The organism is Neptunicella plasticusilytica, from assembly GCF_047922965.1.
Taxonomy (GTDB): Bacteria; Pseudomonadota; Gammaproteobacteria; order Enterobacterales; family Alteromonadaceae; genus Neptunicella; species Neptunicella plasticusilytica.
In genome coordinates, this window is record NZ_CP150481.1 from 3,730,447 (window position 1) to 3,747,989 (window position 17,543).

At 47.4% G+C, this 17,543-nt stretch carries 16 protein-coding genes; 4 read left to right on the plus strand and 12 right to left on the minus strand.

What is annotated here, in order from left to right; genetic code table 11:
* Positions 1 to 89: 89 nt before the first annotated feature.
* From V1467_RS16715 to yacG, 4 genes are all read left to right on the plus strand, one after another.
* Positions 90 to 965 carry a prepilin peptidase gene (locus tag V1467_RS16715; protein WP_416306108.1) on the plus strand — a complete coding sequence of 292 codons (876 nt, stop codon included), beginning with the start codon at positions 90 to 92 and terminating at the stop codon, positions 963 to 965.
* On the plus strand, positions 962 to 1,561 hold the full coding sequence (coaE, locus tag V1467_RS16720; RefSeq protein WP_416306109.1) for a dephospho-CoA kinase: 600 nt from the start codon (positions 962 to 964) through the stop codon (positions 1,559 to 1,561). Before V1467_RS16715 ends, coaE begins: the two co-directional genes overlap by 4 nt.
* 89 nt (positions 1,562 to 1,650) lie before the next feature.
* Positions 1,651 to 2,403 (plus strand): cell division protein ZapD, encoded by a 753-nt coding sequence (gene zapD / locus V1467_RS16725; RefSeq protein ID WP_416306110.1) that lies wholly within the window; start codon positions 1,651 to 1,653, stop codon positions 2,401 to 2,403.
* A 68-nt stretch (positions 2,404 to 2,471) separates the two neighbouring features.
* Positions 2,472 to 2,705: a DNA gyrase inhibitor YacG gene (gene yacG, locus V1467_RS16730; RefSeq protein ID WP_416306111.1), complete on the plus strand. Its 234-nt coding sequence runs from the start codon at positions 2,472 to 2,474 to the stop codon at positions 2,703 to 2,705.
* A 95-nt stretch (positions 2,706 to 2,800) separates the two neighbouring features.
* On the opposite strand, the gene mutT is transcribed toward yacG, so the two are convergent.
* The 12 genes from mutT to murD all read right to left on the minus strand — a co-directional run bounded on the left by mutT (position 2,801) and on the right by murD (position 17,540).
* Positions 2,801 to 3,187 carry an 8-oxo-dGTP diphosphatase MutT gene (mutT, locus tag V1467_RS16735; RefSeq protein ID WP_416306112.1) on the minus strand — a complete coding sequence of 129 codons (387 nt, stop codon included), beginning with the start codon at positions 3,185 to 3,187 and terminating at the stop codon, positions 2,801 to 2,803.
* Between the two features lie 50 nt (positions 3,188 to 3,237).
* Positions 3,238 to 5,937, minus strand: a complete 2,700-nt coding sequence (secA, locus tag V1467_RS16740) for a preprotein translocase subunit SecA (RefSeq protein WP_416306113.1) — start codon at positions 5,935 to 5,937, stop codon at positions 3,238 to 3,240.
* A gap of 186 nt (positions 5,938 to 6,123) precedes the next feature.
* Positions 6,124 to 7,041, minus strand: coding sequence for a M23 family metallopeptidase (locus V1467_RS16745; RefSeq protein WP_416306114.1), 918 nt, complete (start codon positions 7,039 to 7,041; stop codon positions 6,124 to 6,126).
* A 220-nt stretch (positions 7,042 to 7,261) separates the two neighbouring features.
* Positions 7,262 to 8,176, minus strand: coding sequence for a UDP-3-O-acyl-N-acetylglucosamine deacetylase (lpxC, locus tag V1467_RS16750; protein WP_416306115.1), 915 nt, complete (start codon positions 8,174 to 8,176; stop codon positions 7,262 to 7,264).
* 89 nt (positions 8,177 to 8,265) lie between these two features.
* Positions 8,266 to 9,435, minus strand: coding sequence for a cell division protein FtsZ (ftsZ, locus tag V1467_RS16755; RefSeq protein ID WP_416306116.1), 1,170 nt, complete (start codon positions 9,433 to 9,435; stop codon positions 8,266 to 8,268).
* Between the two features lie 109 nt (positions 9,436 to 9,544).
* Positions 9,545 to 10,774 carry a cell division protein FtsA gene (gene ftsA / locus V1467_RS16760; RefSeq protein WP_416306117.1) on the minus strand — a complete coding sequence of 410 codons (1,230 nt, stop codon included), beginning with the start codon at positions 10,772 to 10,774 and terminating at the stop codon, positions 9,545 to 9,547.
* A gap of 4 nt (positions 10,775 to 10,778) precedes the next feature.
* On the minus strand, positions 10,779 to 11,522 hold the full coding sequence (locus V1467_RS16765; RefSeq protein WP_416306118.1) for a cell division protein FtsQ/DivIB: 744 nt from the start codon (positions 11,520 to 11,522) through the stop codon (positions 10,779 to 10,781).
* Positions 11,523 to 11,530: 8 nt separating this feature from the next.
* A complete protein-coding gene (locus V1467_RS16770; RefSeq protein WP_416306119.1) occupies positions 11,531 to 12,481 on the minus strand; it encodes a D-alanine--D-alanine ligase in 951 nt (316 codons plus the stop codon).
* On the minus strand, positions 12,478 to 13,935 hold the full coding sequence (murC, locus tag V1467_RS16775; RefSeq protein ID WP_416306120.1) for a UDP-N-acetylmuramate--L-alanine ligase: 1,458 nt from the start codon (positions 13,933 to 13,935) through the stop codon (positions 12,478 to 12,480). The genes V1467_RS16770 and murC overlap by 4 nt, the downstream gene beginning before the upstream one ends.
* The gene (gene murG, locus V1467_RS16780) at positions 13,932 to 15,008 is read right to left on the minus strand and encodes an undecaprenyldiphospho-muramoylpentapeptide beta-N-acetylglucosaminyltransferase (RefSeq protein WP_416306121.1); all 1,077 of its coding nucleotides are present in this window, start codon (positions 15,006 to 15,008) and stop codon (positions 13,932 to 13,934) included. Before murG ends, murC begins: the two co-directional genes overlap by 4 nt.
* Positions 15,001 to 16,245 (minus strand): cell division protein FtsW, encoded by a 1,245-nt coding sequence (gene ftsW, locus V1467_RS16785; protein ID WP_416306122.1) that lies wholly within the window; start codon positions 16,243 to 16,245, stop codon positions 15,001 to 15,003. Before ftsW ends, murG begins: the two co-directional genes overlap by 8 nt.
* Positions 16,242 to 17,540, minus strand: a complete 1,299-nt coding sequence (murD, locus tag V1467_RS16790; RefSeq protein WP_416306123.1) for a UDP-N-acetylmuramoyl-L-alanine--D-glutamate ligase — start codon at positions 17,538 to 17,540, stop codon at positions 16,242 to 16,244. The genes ftsW and murD overlap by 4 nt, the downstream gene beginning before the upstream one ends.
* Between the last annotated feature and the right edge of the window lie 3 nt (positions 17,541 to 17,543).

The window sequence follows — 17,543 nt, forward strand, 5'->3', positions numbered from 1 at the left end:
TGAAAGGCCAATTAATTTCATTACAACCTGACATGCATACTTCAAAATAAAAATAAAACCAAGCTGACCTAACGACAATGGATCATTCTATGCCTGCGATATTTCAATTATTGGCTGATAACTCAGCCTTTTTTCTGTCTATGCTGTTTATATTGGGGTTATTAGTTGGCAGCTTTCTGAATGTAGTGATCCACCGATTACCTATTATGCTGGAGAGAGGCTGGCAGCGAGAATTTCAACAATATTTTCAATCTGATGAGCCACAACCTGCCGAAGAAACTTACAACATCATCACCCCTCGCTCACGCTGCCCAAAATGTCAGTCTGAAATTACCGCACTGCAGAACATTCCTGTTGTCAGCTGGTTAGTGTTGGGCGGGAAGTGCAAGCAATGTAAAACCCCCATTTCACCGCGTTACCCCATAGTCGAGTTAATCACCGGGTTAGTATCCGTTTTGGTTGGCTGGCAATTCGGTTTTTCCTCCGCCTGTACTTTAGCCCTTATCTTTAGTTGGTGCATGATTGCGCTGACCGCCATTGACATAGATAAAATGCTGTTGCCCGATCAAATTTGTCTGCCGTTGCTATGGTTAGGTTTATTGACCAGTATTAATAGCGTATTTGTTAATAGTACTGACGCACTAATTGGCGCGGCTGTCGGTTATCTAAGCTTGTGGAGCTTATACTGGGCCTTCAAGCTGCTGACCGGTAAGGAAGGAATGGGCTATGGTGACTTCAAGCTACTGGCTGCCATCGGCGCTTTTGTTGGCTGGCAACAACTGCCGATAGTGATTGTGTTGTCTTCTTTTGTCGGGGCCGTGATCGGAATTGTTCATTTAAAAATGCAAGGTAAAGATCAAAGCCAGCCTATTCCCTTCGGGCCCTATCTGGCTATTGCTGGCTGGATAACCTTGCTATATGGCGACTGGATTGCCGATCAATACTGGAACTGGATGTTAAATTGAGCCATTTTATCATCGGCCTGACGGGTGGCATTGGCAGCGGTAAAACCACCGTGGCGAACCTGTTTGCCAGGCAAGGTATTGAAATTATTGACGCAGACGTGTTGGCCAGGGAAGTGGTAATGCCCGGCAGCGACGGACTTAAGGCGATTTATGTTCACTTTGGCGATAAAATATTACTGGATGACGGCAGTCTGGATCGCAAACAACTGCGTAACCTGGTGTTTTCACATCCTGAAGAAAAGCAGTGGCTGGATACACTTCTGCATCCCCAAATTAGACAGTTGATGATCAGTCGCTCCGCTCAGGCGTTGTCTCCTTATGCCATTTTGGTGGTGCCGTTATTATTGGAAAACAATCTAACCAACCTTATTAACCGGGTACTGGTAGTTGATGCCCAAGAATCGCTGCAACAGCAACGCACTGCCGCCAGAGACAATGTCAGTATCGAACAAGTCGACCAGATAATGACAACCCAGCTAAGTCGTCAGGACAGATTATCTCGAGCAGATGATATTATTAACAACAACGGTGATATTGTCTCCTTGCAGCAACAGGTTGACAAACTGCATCAGGATTATTTGATTTTAGCGAAATGATTTCAGCAAAAATGCTGCAAAGGCTTGAAATCCCCCCTGTTTTACGTTTTAGTGCACAGATTCCTTTTGCAAAATAATTACCTTAATTTATGTCTGTCGCTGTTTACGAGTTTCCGCTCAACGAAAAGGTTCGTACCTATCTGCGTCTTGAGCAGTTGTTCAAACAGCTTGGACAATGTCATTCATTAACCGAAGACTGGCAATTTGTCGGCTTTTTCGAGTCATTTTTTACCTTGATGGAATTGTTGGAACGAATCGATATTCGTGCCGATATCCTCAAGGATATCGATATTCACGAGCGCAATCTGGTGCACTGGTCACAACATCCGCAAATAGATAATAATGCCTTGCAAGCCACACTTAGACGTATTGTTAACTTACGGGACCAGCTAAAATCAGCGCGTAAGATTGGCGGTAATTTAAAAGATGACAAATTTTTGATGTCGATTCGCCAACGTTTCTCGATCCCCGGCGCTACTTGCAGTTTTGATCTGCCTAATCTGCATTTCTGGGTAAAACAACCCCGTGCCATCGTGCATCAGGATATTGATCGCTGGATGATAGAATTTCACCTTGTTCATCAAGCTATTGATATCACTCTGTCATTCTTGCGTGAACGGGGGCGCCTCACTGCAACAATAGCAGAAAAAGGCTTTTATCAAGGTTCTGCCGACAGTCAGAATGAGCTTATCAGGGTCGAATGCCCGACCGATCAAGGATACTATCCGGTTCTCAGTGGTAACAAGCATCGCTACGCCATTCGTTTTATGCGTTTTGAGCCCGCCAATAGTGGCCAAATTTCGCAAGAAACCGATGTAAATTTTGGTCTGGCTTGCTGTTAAGCCTGATATAACAAGCTGATTTTTGTTAGCATAGCAGTACAAATACACACAAAGTTTCAGTTATTTATATGCAAGTAAAATGTCCGCAATGTTTTAAACAAGTCACCTGGAATAGCGAAAGCCCCTATCGACCTTTTTGCAGCAAACGCTGCCAGTTAATCGATTTAGGGGAATGGGCGGATGAACAAAAAGCGATTCCCTGTGGTGCCAGTAAAGATGCCGAAACGGCGTCTCCTGAAATTGATGTGGAAGATATCGAAGCCATGTTAAGTCAGCAAAATGATGACTTTTTTAACCAGTAATTGACCTTAAAATCAAACGACCGCTGTCAGGCTAAAGCCATGACCTACAGGCGTTGCACTAAAGCATAGGTCGGCCTTTAGGCCGTCAAATGGCTCTACAATTTTTGAATATAGGTTAATATTTGCTGATTAGCGGCAGGAAATTCATATTCATCCAGCTGATTGATTGGAACCCATTTGCCCTGTTGCCCTTCCTTGCCATAGGGTTCACCGTCAAATTCGTCAACCAGATGTACATCCAGCCGAACCTGTTTATCCCCGTAATGATGTTCGATCACCATCATAGGCTGGTGGCTGATTGTTTCGATGCCAATTTCTTCCTGCAACTCACGCCCCAGAGCCTGACTGATGCTTTCGTTGCGTTCTTTTTTACCACCAGGAAATTCCCATTTGCCTCCCTGATGAAGATTATCGGCTCGTTTGGTTATAAAAATAGTGTTGTCTCTTTTAATAACGCCCACAGCGACTTCGACGACTTTCATTGAAACTCCGTTAAAAAAAACCGGCCTAAGCCGGTTTTCTAATTTGTTGGTTAACTTAGTTTACCGTGGCACTGCTTATATTTTTTGCCCGAGCCACAAGGGCAGGGATCGTTACGGCCAACTTTGGCTCCTTCACGCACCACAGGACGCCCTGCAGCATTGTCATTTTCTGCGCTCGGAGATTCATGCTCGTACTGCTTGGGAACTTCGGCTTTACGGCGCTGTTGTTCAACCGCTTCGACATCAGACTCGGCACGAACCTGAACCTTGCTTAAAATAGTAACCACATCCACTTTCAGATTTTCCAGCATCTCGGAGAATAACTGAAAGGACTCACGTTTATATTCTTGCTTGGGATTTTTCTGTGCGTAACCACGCAAATGGATACCCTGGCGTAAATGATCCATGGCCGCCAGATGTTCTTTCCAGTGAGAATCAAGGCTTTGCAGCATCACGGCCTTCTCGAACTGACGTAAAACCGGAGCCCCCACCTGTTGTTCTTTTTCCTGATAAGCGGCTGCAACAGATTCAATTATCCGTTCACGCAGCTTTTCCTCATACAGCTTGTCATCTTCATCCAGCCATTGCTGTATGGGTAAGTCCAGTTGGAAATCACTTTTTACTCTTTCTTCCAGGCCAGGTACGTCCCACATTTCTTCCAAAGACTGGGGCGGAATGTACTGGGAAATCGTATCTGCTACCACATCGGTACGAATCGCCTGAATGGTTTCACTAATATCACCTTCGTCCAACAACTCGTTACGTTGCTCGTAAATGACTTTACGCTGATCATTGGCCACGTCATCAAATTCAAGCAATTGCTTACGGATATCAAAGTTGCGGCCTTCGACTTTACGCTGGGCATTCTCTACCGCCCGATTCAGCCATGGATGCTCAATGGCTTCTCCGCGCTCCATGCCCAGACGTTTCATCATATTGCCCATCCTGTCCGAAGCAAAAATGCGCATTAATGCATCTTCCAGCGACAGATAAAAACGTGATGAACCCGGATCGCCCTGACGACCTGCACGACCGCGTAACTGGTTATCGATACGGCGCGACTCATGCCGTTCGGTACCAATAATATGTAAACCACCGGCAGCGATAACGGCATCATGTCTTTCCCGCCATTGTGCTTTGATCTTGTCGATTTTAGCCTGATCCGGATTTTCCAGTTGCTCTACTTCTGCCTGCCAGTTACCGCCTAATACAATATCGGTTCCCCGACCGGCCATATTGGTGGCAATAGTGACGGCACCGGGTTTACCTGCTTGAGCAATAATATCTGCTTCCTGGGCATGGAATTTGGCATTCAGGACTTTGTGACTAATTTTCTTTTTCTTCAGGAAACGGGACAGCAATTCGGAGTTTTCGATAGAAATCGTACCCACCAGCACAGGACACTGTTTCTCGATACATTGTTGAATATCCTCAACAATGGCTTCATATTTTTCTTCTGCAGTCAGATAAATCAAGTCATCACGATCATCACGAATCATCGGTTTATTGGTGGGGATAACCACGGTTAACAGACCGTAAATATGATTGAACTCAAAGGCCTCAGTATCGGCTGTTCCTGTCATACCGGCCAGTTTGTTATAGATACGGAAATAATTCTGGAAGGTAATAGAAGCCAATGTCTGGTTTTCGTTCTGGATGTCGACGCCTTCTTTGGCTTCAACGGCCTGGTGCAAACCTTCTGACCAGCGACGGCCTTCCATGGTGCGGCCTGTGTGCTCGTCAACGATAACGATTTGATCATCTTTAACAATGTAGTCAACATCGCGCTGAAACAGCTTATGCGCTCTTAGTGCGGCATTAACATGGTGCAGCAAACTGATATTGTTGGCAGCAAACAGGGATTCCTCTTCCGGCAGGATGCCTTTTTGCTGCAAAATTTCTTCAATATGGATTTGGCCATTTTCGGTCAGGTGAATCTGCTTGGCTTTTTCATCAATGGTGAAATCGCCATCACCGAACTTGTCTTCTTCGTCTTCTTTTTCCTGTTGTACCAGTTCAGGAATAATCGCATTGATTTGTCGGTACAGTTCGGAGGAATCTTCGGCCGCACCTGAGATAATCAAAGGGGTTCTGGCTTCATCAATTAAAATCGAGTCGACTTCATCCACCACCGCATAATTCAGCGGGCGCTGTACTCGATCTTCCGGACTAAAGGCCATATTATCGCGCAAATAGTCGAAACCGAATTCATTGTTGGTTCCGTAGGTAATATCGGCGGCATAGGCCTGTTTCTTTTCATCGTGCGACATACCGGGCACATTGCAACCCACCGTCAGCCCCAGAAACTCGAACAAGGGGCGAAGGCCATCTGCATCACGGCGTGCCAGATAGTCATTAACGGTAATAACATGTACCCCTTTACCACTTATCGCGTTCAGATAAGTGGGTAAAGTAGCCGTCAGAGTTTTACCTTCACCGGTACGCATCTCGGCAATTTTGCCTTCATGCAATACCATGCCACCAACAAGTTGGACGTCAAAATGACGCATGCCAAATACTCGCTTGGAGGCTTCACGAACAGTAGCGAAAGCCTCAATGATCAAGTCATCAATCGGCGTACCTTGTTCGATGCTTTGCTTAAATTCCGTGGTTTTAGCTTTGAGTTGTTCATCGGATAACGCTTCATAATCAGGCTCGAGCGCATTAATCTGCTCGACGATTTTATTAAGCTTTTTTAAGACACGATCGTTACTGCTACCGAATATCTTGGTAAATAAATTTGAGAACATGGATATACCGCTTCCAATCTGAATAATATTATCGTTTTAACTTTGCGCGGCCCACCGTGCCTGTGTCACAAAATCGATTTATATATGCTGCCAATGCAACATCTTGAAAACAACAATCGGCCAGCAATGACCGATTGTTTTGAGCTGCCAGCGAATCATTGTGAAACGCTTCAAAATAAACAGCCGCTAGTACTTCACGCCTTTTCTGGATACAAACGCCAAGGGATCCAGTTGACGACCGTTGCGCAATACCTCGTAATGCACATGCGCCCCGGTAGAACGACCCGTATTGCCCATCAGGCTAATAACTTGTCCTTTGGTAACAACATCCCCGACCTTAACTTTAATTTCTTTATTGTGGCCATAACGGGTAGATAATCCGTCACCGTGATCTACTTCGATTAAATTACCGTAACCATACCTTTCTCCGGCCCAGGTCACCAAACCAGCACCGGTTGCCACCACCGGCTCGCCTTCCTTGCCAGCAAAATCCAGTCCCTTATGCATAGCAGGTAAACCGTTAAAAGGGTCTTTACGGATACCATAATAGGAAGACAGCCAACCCGATTTAATCGGACGCCCGGTCAAATAACTCTGATTATCTACATGGTGACTCAACATGATAGATTCAAGGGCTTGCAACTGTCGGGATTTATCTGCAATGTCTCCCAGCATACTCTGGATACCGGAAAGCAGTTCAACGCTATCATCAACCAGATAATCAGGCGCTGCCTGACTGGGTCCACCCATTGCCGGCTGTTCGCCAAAACCGAATTCTTCTATAGATAAGTGCGAGCTCTCGGCCAGTCTTTCACTTAGTGCATCAAGGCGTCGTAGTTGACCTTGCATATCCCCCAGTTTGATCACCATGCCGGTTAACTGTTGCTGAGTTTCCAGTTTCAGTTTTTCAACTTGTTGCTGTTGTTCGATTAAACCACTTTGAGTGTAATGGATTGAAGCCAAACTATCTGCTTCAGGAGAGGTAGAGCGGCTGGCAATAAACGTCAGTCCAATCACCAAGGCCAACGCCGCTAATAATTGGCGTTTACCCAAACTGAAGACAAAACGAAATCTGTTGCTCTTATATATAATTTTAAAACTCATGCTACCCCATTAGCGATGATGCCTGAACAGCGTGTCGATTCTAAACCGCCCCTTAACGAAACACAAAAATTTTGCGCATCCATTATTATAATTAGGTATTTTACCAAGCAAAACAAAGACCATTTTCTGGCGTTGTGTTGCTAAACGTATGATTAATATTGCTATTATTTACCCGTTAAATGCAAAAATGCCGCAATAGCGGCATTTTGACAGTATGGATTCAGGTATTAATAGCCAGAGGCATGGCAAAATTGATAGGCGGCTTGTCATTTTCATAGGAAATATATTCCCAAGCTGACTGCTTCAACAATAATGCTCTCAATAACTTGTTGTTCAGTCCATGGCCGGATTTATAGGCTTTAAATTCACCAATAATGCTGTGACCACACAAATACAGGTCACCAACGGCATCCAAAATCTTGTGTTTGAGAAACTCGTCATCATAACGTAAGCCCTCATGATTCAGCACCCGGTATTCGTCCAAGGCCACTGCATTTTCCATGCTGCCGCCCAAGGCCAGATTATGTGCGTGCATATATTCCAGATCACGCATAAAGCCAAAAGTTCTGGCACGACTGACCTGATCGACATAGGATTCCGAATCAAAATCCATCACCATATGTTGACGACTATGACGGATAACCGGATGTTCAAAATCAATTCTGAAATCCATTTTAAAACCGTCATAAGGCAAAAACTCGGCCCATTTGTCGCCGTCTTCAACCCGTACAGGTTGTTTAACCCGGATAAATTTCTTGGCAACGGACAGCTCTTCTATTCCCGCTGACTGCAGCAGGAAAATAAACGGGCTGGCGCTGCCATCCATTATCGGTAATTCGTTGGCATCGACTTCAACAATAATATTGTCGATCCCCATGCCTGCCAGAGCAGATGATAAATGCTCGACTGTCGAGATGCTGACGCCCTCAGCATTAGTCAGACAAGTACATAGCATCGTATCACCGACCAGTTCTGCGCTGGCATGAATATCCGCATAAGGCTCAAGATCAGTACGCCGGAACACGATTCCCGTATTCGCAGGCGCTGGCCGGAGAGTCATAGTGACCTTATCGCCTTTATGCAATCCTATTCCTGTCGCGTGCACAGATTGTTTGATGGTACGTTGTTTTATCATTCAGCTCTTGCTTAAAAATTAACCAATAATCAAAAGGCCGGATATTTTAGTGGCTCATCAACCACTTGTCAAAATTTACGGCCTTGACATTAATCCGCCTGCTTACGCAAAAAGGCCGGAATATCCAGATAATCGTCTTTTTCAACTTCTTCACTATCTTCAACCGGACTCATTTTCTTGGCAGCGGAACCTGTTGATTCGGCATAACCGTCCATAGAAGAGGATTGTAAACGGAAGCTTGATTCTTCGCTGGTGGCACGACTATTCTTGTTGTTGCTGACCAACGAGATATCGGGTTTACGCTCGGCACCTATGCCAGTGGCCACTACTGTGACACGCAGCTCGTCTTCGAGTTCCATATCGATAACGGTACCTACTACCACTGTGGCATTTTCAGACGCGAACGCCTTAACCGCGTTACCCACAGTTTCAAATTCATCAATACTGAAATCCGGACCTGCAGTGATATTAACCAAAATCCCGCGCGCACCGGATAAATCGATATCTTCCAACAGTGGACTGGCAATCGCCATTTCTGCCGCTTCTTCAGCTCGATCCGCGCCTTTTGCGTTACCGCTGCCCATCATCGCAGTGCCCATTTCTGACATCACAGTTTTAACATCAGCAAAATCCACGTTGATCAAACCTGGACGGGTAATCAATTCGGCAATCCCCTGTACTGCACCGCGCAGTACTTCGTTGGCCGCACTAAAAGCTTGTAACAAAGGCGTGCCTTTGGGCATCACTTTAAGCAGTTTTTCATTCGGGATGGTGATTAACGAGTCAACATTCTTGGCCAGTTCTTCAATACCCTGCTCAGCAAAGGCGATACGTTTCTTGCCTTCAAAAGCAAATGGCTTGGTAATCACCGCAACCGTCAAAATGCCCATTTCGCGAGCTATTCTGGCTACTTCAGGTGCAGCACCTGTGCCGGTACCACCACCCATTCCAGCGGTGATAAAGATCATATCGGCACCTGCCACTGTCTGGCGGATGGTGTCATAATCTTCAACCGCCGCATTGCGGCCTATTTCCGGATTGGCACCTGCTCCCAGACCTTTGGTCACACTGGAACCAATCTGGATGGTGACATCAGCAGAGGAATTGCGTAATACCTGCGCATCGGTATTAATGGCAATAAATTCCACCCCTTCAATACTTTGTGCCACCATATGCTCAATGGCATTTCCACCGCCGCCACCGACGCCGACGACTTTTATTACAGCTTCTTCGCTGTGACTATCCATAAGTTCAAACATAATACTCTCTCCGATTTTTGGGCGTTATTGAGGCGCTTCCGCCTCTATTTTATTTTCTAATACTCAATTAACCGCAACCCGCCAAACTTTCGACTGTAACGGTTGCTGATTAAAATTCACCTTTAAAAAAGCTTTGCAAACGATGCCACAAGCTTTCCGTGTTCTTTTCCTTGGCTGACTTTTTGGATACCAGATCCATTTTGCCATATTGCAGCAATCCCACTGCCGTGGCGTAACTGGGATCCTCGACATACTCCGACAATCCTTTTACTCCCATGGGCTGGCCGGTACGCACCGGCATCTGGAAAATCTCTTCTGCAAATTCCACTGCACCTTCCATTTTGGCGGTCCCCCCAGTCAGTACCACACCAGCGGCAATTTGTTCTTCCAGTCCGCTGGCCTTGATTTCTTCCAACACCAGTTCAAACAACTCCTGATAGCGCGGCTCAATCACTTCAGCCAAAGTATGGCGGGACATAGCACGAGCTGGTCGACCACCAACACTGGGCACTTCAATATTTTCTTCCATGCGCACCATATCTTTCAGGGCACAGGCATAATTAATCTTGATATCTTCCGCATGGCTGATCGGCGTACGGAAAATTTTGGCAATATCACTGGTGATCTGGTTACCCGCCACCGGAATTACTGCGGTATGACGAATAGCGCCATCTGCATAGACAACAATATCGATGGTGCCGCCACCAATATCCACCACACAGACCCCCAGTTCTTTTTCATCATCGGTCAGTACCGCATAACTGGAAGCCAATGCTGAAAAAATCAGCTGATCGGCGTTAAGCTGACAGCGCTCGACACACTTGACCAGGTTCTTGGCCATATCATCTGCACAGGTAACAATATGGACTTCGGCTTCCATTCGTACGCCCGACATCCCTACCGGGTTTTTGATTTTTTCCTGAACATCAATGGTAAAATCCTGCGGTAACACATGCAGTAATCGGCGCTCTGCCGCAATAGGCACTGAACGGGCGGCATGGATCACGTTATCCACTTCTTCCTGCGTCACTTCACGGTTATTGATCGGCACCATGCCATTTTCGTTCTGACATTGCACATGGCGTCCGGAAACCGACATAAATACCGACGACACCTTGCAATCGGCCATTAATTCCATTTCATCGATAGCACGCTGCACTGACTGGACCACCAGGTTGAGATCATTCACTCCCCCTTTGTCCATACCACGGGAGGGATGACTGCCAACACCAACAATACTCACACCACCGTCAATCAGCATTTCACCGACTACGGCTTTGACTTTGCTGGTGCCTATGTCCAGACCTACTACCAGGTTGCGATCCGCTACCTTAGACATTGTGTTAACTCTCACTCTGTTGTTTCCATCCCACCGCTAATCCGGTGTCATATCGCAAATCAACGTAATCCACTGTTTTGCTGTTTTTTGCCAATAACGGATACACGTCTACAAAACGCTGTACCCGATCTATAAATTCTTCCCGGCCAATATTGAGCCGAATGCCGTTATTCAATTTAATCTGCCAGGCGAACCGTTCACTCAATTCCAATTCTTCAATTTGCAGATTACTGTTAGCCAACAACTGTTGCATGGCTCTATAACCTTGTAATGCAGTCTGTTCGCTACCGCCCGGACCAAATAACTGCGGCAAGGCTTTGGCATCCGCACTAAGTTGGCCGTTGAACAGACTACCTTGCTGGTTCAACAAGCTGTCCGAGTTCCAGTGCGCCACTGGCACCTGTTCCACCAGGAAAACTTTCAGAGTACTCGGCCACTCCTTGCGTACCGACGCTTTATGCACCCAAGGCATAGCTTCAACCGCTTCCAGTGCCTTATTGACATCCAGCTCAAAAAAACTGCCCGGTTGCGCTTGCCTAATCACCGCTTCTACCTGTTGGTCATTGATAAACTGCCGCTCGCCGGCAATCACTATTTCTTGCACCGGTAAGCGTTGTTCGTCTTTAAGCCATAAATTCAGTTGCTGTACCGCCCATATAGCCAGCAGCGAAACCACCACAAAAAAACTCACCCCCAACCAGAATTTGGGATTAAGCAAGCGTTGTTTAGTGGTGATCATGTCGCTCATCTAAACTCTCACTTGCCCAGCCCGGCACTGTCCAGTACCGCCAGTGCCAATTGCTCAAAACTCATCCCTGCCTGTTTGGCCGCCATCGGTACCAGACTCTTGGCTGTCATTCCCGGCACGGTATTGACTTCCAAAATGTACAACTGTCCCTGCTTATCGCACATAAAGTCTACCCGCCCCCAACCACTGGCAGCCACAGCATCGAAGGCTTGTAGCGCCAGGTCGGCCAAATTTTTTTCTAGTTCAGAGCTGGCACCGCTGGGACAAAAATATTCGGTACTATCAGACTGATATTTAGCCTCATAGTCATAAAATTCACGGGGAGTAGACATTCGGATTGACGGCAACGCGCCATCATTCAATATACTGACAGTGTATTCATCGCCTTCAATGTATTGCTCCAGCAGGACTTGATTATCGTAATTAAAAGCGTCCTCTATTGCGCTGAGCAATTGTGTTGAATTGTTTACCTTGGCCATGCCGATGCTGGAACCTTCCTGCGCCGGTTTGACCATAATAGCGCCCCCAAACGAGCGCATTATAACCTCGCACGATCCCGCATCAAAGCGGCTTTTTTCAACGACCTGGTAAGATGCCGTCGGTAATCCCAAACTGTCAAAAATTTGCTTGCTGCGCACTTTATCCATAGACAATGCCGAACCCAGCACACCGCTGCCCGAATAGGGCAGTTTTAACTGCTCCAGCGCACCTTGTAATGAACCGTCTTCTCCACCCCGACCGTGCAACATAATCACTACCTGATCGAAATTCTGACTCACCAGTTCGATCAAGGCATGCTCAGCCGGATCAAATTTATACGCATTAACACCACCCCGTAATAGTGCATCCAGCACAGCCTGTCCCGAACGCAACGACACTTCCCGCTCAGCGGAACTGCCGCCAAACATCACGGCCACTTTACCGTAACGCTGTGCGTTGATTAGCGTGTTGCTATTCATTGCGGCTCCCGGGCAGTTTGCATCTGCTCAATATTCAACTGATATTTCTGTAATTTCTTGGCTAATGCACCAATATTGCCGGCCCCTTGTGTCATCACAATATCGCCATCTTGCAACTGCCCGGCCAATACCAATGGCAGTTCATCCTTATTGGCCACATAAATAGGTTCGATTTGCCCGCGCTGACGAATAGAGCGGCACAGAGATTTACTATCCGCTCCATCAATAGGCGGTTCTCCGGCACTATAGACTTCCAGCAGCAACAGCACGTCCACCTGCGACAACACTTTGACAAAATCTTCATACAGATCACGGGTACGGCTGAATCGGTGAGGCTGATAAGCCATTACCAAACGTCGATCCGGCCAGTTATTGCGTGCTACTGCAATGGTGGCTGCCACTTCAGTAGGGTGATGACCGTAGTCGTCGACCAAAATCGCACTACCATTGCCGGTTTGGTATTCACCCAGCATCTCAAACCGACGACCTATACCACCAAATGATCCCAGCGCATCTACAATGGCCTGATCATCGATGCCTTCATCGGTGGCAACAGCAATCGCTGCCAATGAATTTAAAACGTTATGATGGCCCGGCAAATTAATGGTTAATTCAAGAGGCTCATGCCCTTCACGCAAAACAGTAAAATGGCTACTGTTGAAACCATGACTGATATCAATAGCGCGCACATCGTTGTGTTCCTGCACACCATAGGTCAGATATTTTCGACCAATTCGGGGCAGCAATTCCCGAATCACCGGATCATCACCACACAATACCGCTTGTCCGTAAAACGGCAGGTTATGTAAAAACTCGATATAGGTGTCCTGCATTCGCTGGAAATCACCTTCATAGGTGCCCATATGATCCGGCTCGATATTGGTCACGACCGACACCATCGGCTGTAAATGCAGAAACGAGGCATCACTCTCGTCCGCTTCAGCAATAAGATAACGACTGCTACCCAGGCGAGCGTTAGTGCCTGCGCTGTTCAACAAACCACCAATCACAAAAGTAGGATCGCGTTGTGCCTGGGCAAAAATAGTCGAGATCAAACTGGTGGTGGTAGTCTTGCCGTGGGTACCGGCAATCGCAATACCATGGCGAAAACGCATCAGTTCCGCCAACATTTCTGCCCTTCTGATCACGGGAATACGGGCTTCATTGGCGGCGATAATTTCCGGGTTGGTCTGATCGACCGCACTGGATACCACCACCACATGGACGTTTTCCACATTGCTGGCCACATGAGAATAGTAAACTTTGGCTCCCAAACCGGTTAAGCGCTCAGTCATGGGGCCTGATTGCAAGTCCGAACCCGAAATCTGATAGCCTTCATTGAGCAACACTTCGGCAATACCGCCCATACCGGCACCACCGATACCGATAAAATGGATATTTTTGATACGACGCATTTCTGGCACCGTGTAGTTATCTGTGGCGTATTCACTCATGTTATTTTTATTGCTCCGGCTAATTCATTACATATATTGGCAACCACTCTGGTTGCATCAGGTTTGGCAACGGTTAACGCTGCCTTGCCCATTTGTGCCAGTTTTGCCTGGTTGCTGCTCAACTCCCGTAAGCAAGCGCTAACTTTTGCGGCTAAATCATCGCCTTGTTTGACCAACAAAGCTGCGCCTGCATTGACTAATGTCATGGCATTTTGTGTCTGATGATCATCCACCGCATGGGGCAATGGCACGAATATCGCGGCTTTCCCCGCCATAGCGATTTCAGACACGGTTAACGCGCCAGCCCGGCAAATAATCAGGTCGGCCCATTGATAGGCTGATGCCATATCATCGATAAATTCATCAACTTGCACATTCCGCTCTATTCCGACCTGACGATAGAGCGCTTCAACTTGCTGCTGCCGCTGTGCACCACATTGATGACGAATGGCGCAATGAGGCAAATCCTGCAGCGCCACAGGCATCGCTTGATTTAATGCCTGCGCACCTAAACTACCTCCGACAACCAAGATGTTGCACCGCGCATCTGCTCGTTCAACAGGAGCAGTTTGTCCAATGGAGGCTCTTAGCGGGTTACCAACCCAGCTCACTTTCTGTTGTGGCTTAAACGTCCCCTCAAACCCGGTTAGTATCCGGCTGGCAAGGGGTGCCAGTAGCTTGTTGGTGAATCCTGCTACCGCATTTTGTTCATGTAATACCAGTGGAATGCGTTTTAACCATGCCGCCACTCCGCCGGGGCCGCTGGCAAACCCGCCCATGCCCAGTACCACATCGGGATTGACTTTGCGGATCACCGACAAGGCCTGAAACACGGCCCTGAGCAATTTAAATGGCGCAGTCAACCAGCCAACAACACCATTACCGCGCAGACCCGCCACATCAATAAAGCTAATCGGATAGCCTGCCTTGGGCACAATATCCGCCTCCATCCGCTTGGCGGTGCCTAACCAGTGAATACTCCAGCCTTGGGCATGCAATAAATCCGCAACCGCAATCCCCGGAAACACATGTCCGCCGGTACCACCTGCCATAACCAGTAAGCATTTAGTCATCATCATGCTCCTGCGGCAAAATATCGTCTTGTTTGGCCCGTCCCAGTCTTTTTTTAGCGCCCGACAGCACCTGTACATCGGTCATGCGTAATTCAAAATCAATCCGCAAAAGCAGCGCTATCGCCATTGACATAATAATGATGCTGTTACCGCCATAACTGACTAATGGCAAAGTCAGCCCCTTGGTGGGTAAAATACCGGCACTGGCACCAATATTGACCGCAGTCTGGAAACTGAGCCAGATACCAATCGAATACGCCAGATAACCTTCATACGGCCGTTCTTTAATCAGTGCACGGTTACCTAGCTGCAGTGCCTTAATCACCAGTGCCAGTAGCAGCAGCAGTACACAAATAACTCCGGCAAAACCCAGTTCTTCGGCCAGAATTGCCATGATAAAATCCGTATGTGCTTCAGGCAGATACTCCAGCTTCTGCAAACTGTTGCCCAGTCCCTGACCGAAGATATCCCCCCGGCCATAAGCCATTAACGATTGAGTCAACTGATAACCACTACCAAAGGGATCAGCCCAGGGATCCATAAAAGAGGTTACCCGAGCCATCCGGTAAGGCGACGTCAGGATCAGAATCCCTACCGCCACGGCACCACTAAGCATCAGGGCAAAGAACTGCCATAACCTGGCTCCGGCCAAAAACAACAGACCTATTGTGGTCGCCAGCATCACCACCACGGTGCCCAAATCCGGCTGCATTAACAACAGCAGGGCCAACACAAAAAACACAATCAGCGGCTTGATAAAGCCTTTGATATTCTCGGTAACTTCTTCATAACGGCGCACCAGATAACCGGCCAGATAACAGAAGAAAAACAGTTTAGCCGGTTCGGAAGGTTGAATAGTAATAGGTCCCAATGCTAACCAACGAGTACTGCCGTTAACGTTCCGGCCCAGAATTAACACCGCCAACAACAAGGCAATACTGACCAGCAACAACCAGGTATTGCTCCATTTCCACCAGCGCATGGGAAATTGCAAGGTGACAAAAAAAGCGCTTAATGCCAGCGCAATATAAACCAGATGACGGATGGCAAAATGGAAGGGGTTACCAAATAATCTTGATGCAGCAGGCATGGACGCAGAAGTGACCACGATTAAACCGATGCTCATTAATGTCAGCGCAATCAACAAAATGGAAACGTCATAAGGGCGTTGATTAACTTCTCCGTGGCGCCCGGAAAACATCATACGTAACTGTTCTGGCATTGCAGTCGCCATCATAATGCCTCCACTGCCAGAGCAAATTGTTCGCCACGTTGCATATAATTGGCAAACATATCCAGACTGGCACAGGCTGGCGATAACAACACCATATCACCGGCTTGCGCTTGCGTTGCCGCAACCTGCACCGCTTGTTGCAACGAGTTTACCTGTATAGCATCGCTTTTCAGTCGGGCAATTTGGTCACCGTCTTTACCCAAGGTGATCAATACATCAACGCTATCCATCACCGGCAATAGCTCGGTTAAATCAGCCCCTTTGCCATCACCTCCGGCTATTAACAAAAGCTTGCCCTGTACCCCGGCACGCAGCCCCTGAATAGCGGCAATAGTCGCGCCGACATTAGTGGCCTTGGAATCATTTATCCAGCTGACCTGATGTTTATGACTGACCAACTGACAGCGATGTGGTAATCCTTCAAATCGCTGGCTGGCCTGCTGCAAACTTTGATGGCTGGCACCGGCACATAAACCCAGCGCCGCCGCGGCCTGGATATTCAACACATTATGTTGACCGGATAAGATGCAAGTATCCATATCCAGCCAGTTTTCACCATTAAACAGGATTTTGTTATGAGGTTGGTCAAAACTGAACCCCTGCACACTGGCCGACAACCCAAAACTGCGTTCCGGGTTATACCCAGCTACCTGAGCCGCCTTATCATCGCGATTGACAATTTGATTCTTGGCGTGATCGAAAATTGTCAATTTGGCTCGTTGATAAGCCGCAAAATCGGTATAACGATCCATATGGTCGTCAGTGACATTTAATACCGTAGCAGCCAACAGTTTCAGGGTTGTGGTGGTTTCGAGTTGAAAACTGGACAATTCAAGCACAATAAAATCAGCTGGCTGATTCAACAAACTCAATGCCGGTACCCCAATGTTGCCACCGACCAGTACCCTGTTACCTGCGGTTTTAAGCATCTCTGCCAGTAACATAGTAACAGTAGATTTACCGTTAGAGCCGGTAATAGCCAACACCGGAACGGTATTGAAACGGGCAAACAGTTCGATATCCCCGATAACTTCAACCCCGGCAGCTACCGCCTGTTGAATTGCCGCTGTTGCCAACGCAACCCCCGGACTCAATACAATCAGGTCCATCTGACATAACTCGACAGAATCCAGCTCACCCAAACGCGCAACAATACCCGCAGGTAACTGTACCTGTAATGTTTTACGGGTATCAAACGCCTTAATATCGGCGTGTTGGGCGATCAAAAAGCCAATCACCGACTGGCCGGTTTGGCCCAGTCCAACAACTGCAACTTTTTGATTGGCAAGTGTCATCATAAC

Excerpts from the sequence above, each read along its gene's own strand:
- secA (WP_416306113.1), bottom strand. The coding sequence starts at position 5,937 with ATGTTCTCAAATTTATTTACCAAGATATTCGGTAGCAGTAACGATCGT.
- V1467_RS16765 (WP_416306118.1), bottom strand. The coding sequence starts at position 11,522 with ATGAGCGACATGATCACCACTAAACAACGCTTGCTTAATCCCAAATTC.
- yacG (WP_416306111.1), top strand. The coding sequence starts at position 2,472 with ATGCAAGTAAAATGTCCGCAATGTTTTAAACAAGTCACCTGGAATAGC.
- murC (WP_416306120.1), bottom strand. The coding sequence starts at position 13,935 with ATGAGTGAATACGCCACAGATAACTACACGGTGCCAGAAATGCGTCGT.
- mutT (WP_416306112.1), bottom strand. The coding sequence starts at position 3,187 with ATGAAAGTCGTCGAAGTCGCTGTGGGCGTTATTAAAAGAGACAACACT.
- murG (WP_416306121.1), bottom strand. The coding sequence starts at position 15,008 with ATGACTAAATGCTTACTGGTTATGGCAGGTGGTACCGGCGGACATGTG.
- V1467_RS16715 (WP_416306108.1), top strand. The coding sequence starts at position 90 with ATGCCTGCGATATTTCAATTATTGGCTGATAACTCAGCCTTTTTTCTG.
- ftsA (WP_416306117.1), bottom strand. The coding sequence starts at position 10,774 with ATGTCTAAGGTAGCGGATCGCAACCTGGTAGTAGGTCTGGACATAGGC.
- ftsW (WP_416306122.1), bottom strand. The coding sequence starts at position 16,245 with ATGATGGCGACTGCAATGCCAGAACAGTTACGTATGATGTTTTCCGGG.
- V1467_RS16745 (WP_416306114.1), bottom strand. The coding sequence starts at position 7,041 with ATGAGTTTTAAAATTATATATAAGAGCAACAGATTTCGTTTTGTCTTC.
- ftsZ (WP_416306116.1), bottom strand. The coding sequence starts at position 9,435 with ATGTTTGAACTTATGGATAGTCACAGCGAAGAAGCTGTAATAAAAGTC.
- lpxC (WP_416306115.1), bottom strand. The coding sequence starts at position 8,176 with ATGATAAAACAACGTACCATCAAACAATCTGTGCACGCGACAGGAATA.
- murD (WP_416306123.1), bottom strand. The coding sequence starts at position 17,540 with ATGATGACACTTGCCAATCAAAAAGTTGCAGTTGTTGGACTGGGCCAA.
- V1467_RS16770 (WP_416306119.1), bottom strand. The coding sequence starts at position 12,481 with ATGAATAGCAACACGCTAATCAACGCACAGCGTTACGGTAAAGTGGCC.
- zapD (WP_416306110.1), top strand. The coding sequence starts at position 1,651 with ATGTCTGTCGCTGTTTACGAGTTTCCGCTCAACGAAAAGGTTCGTACC.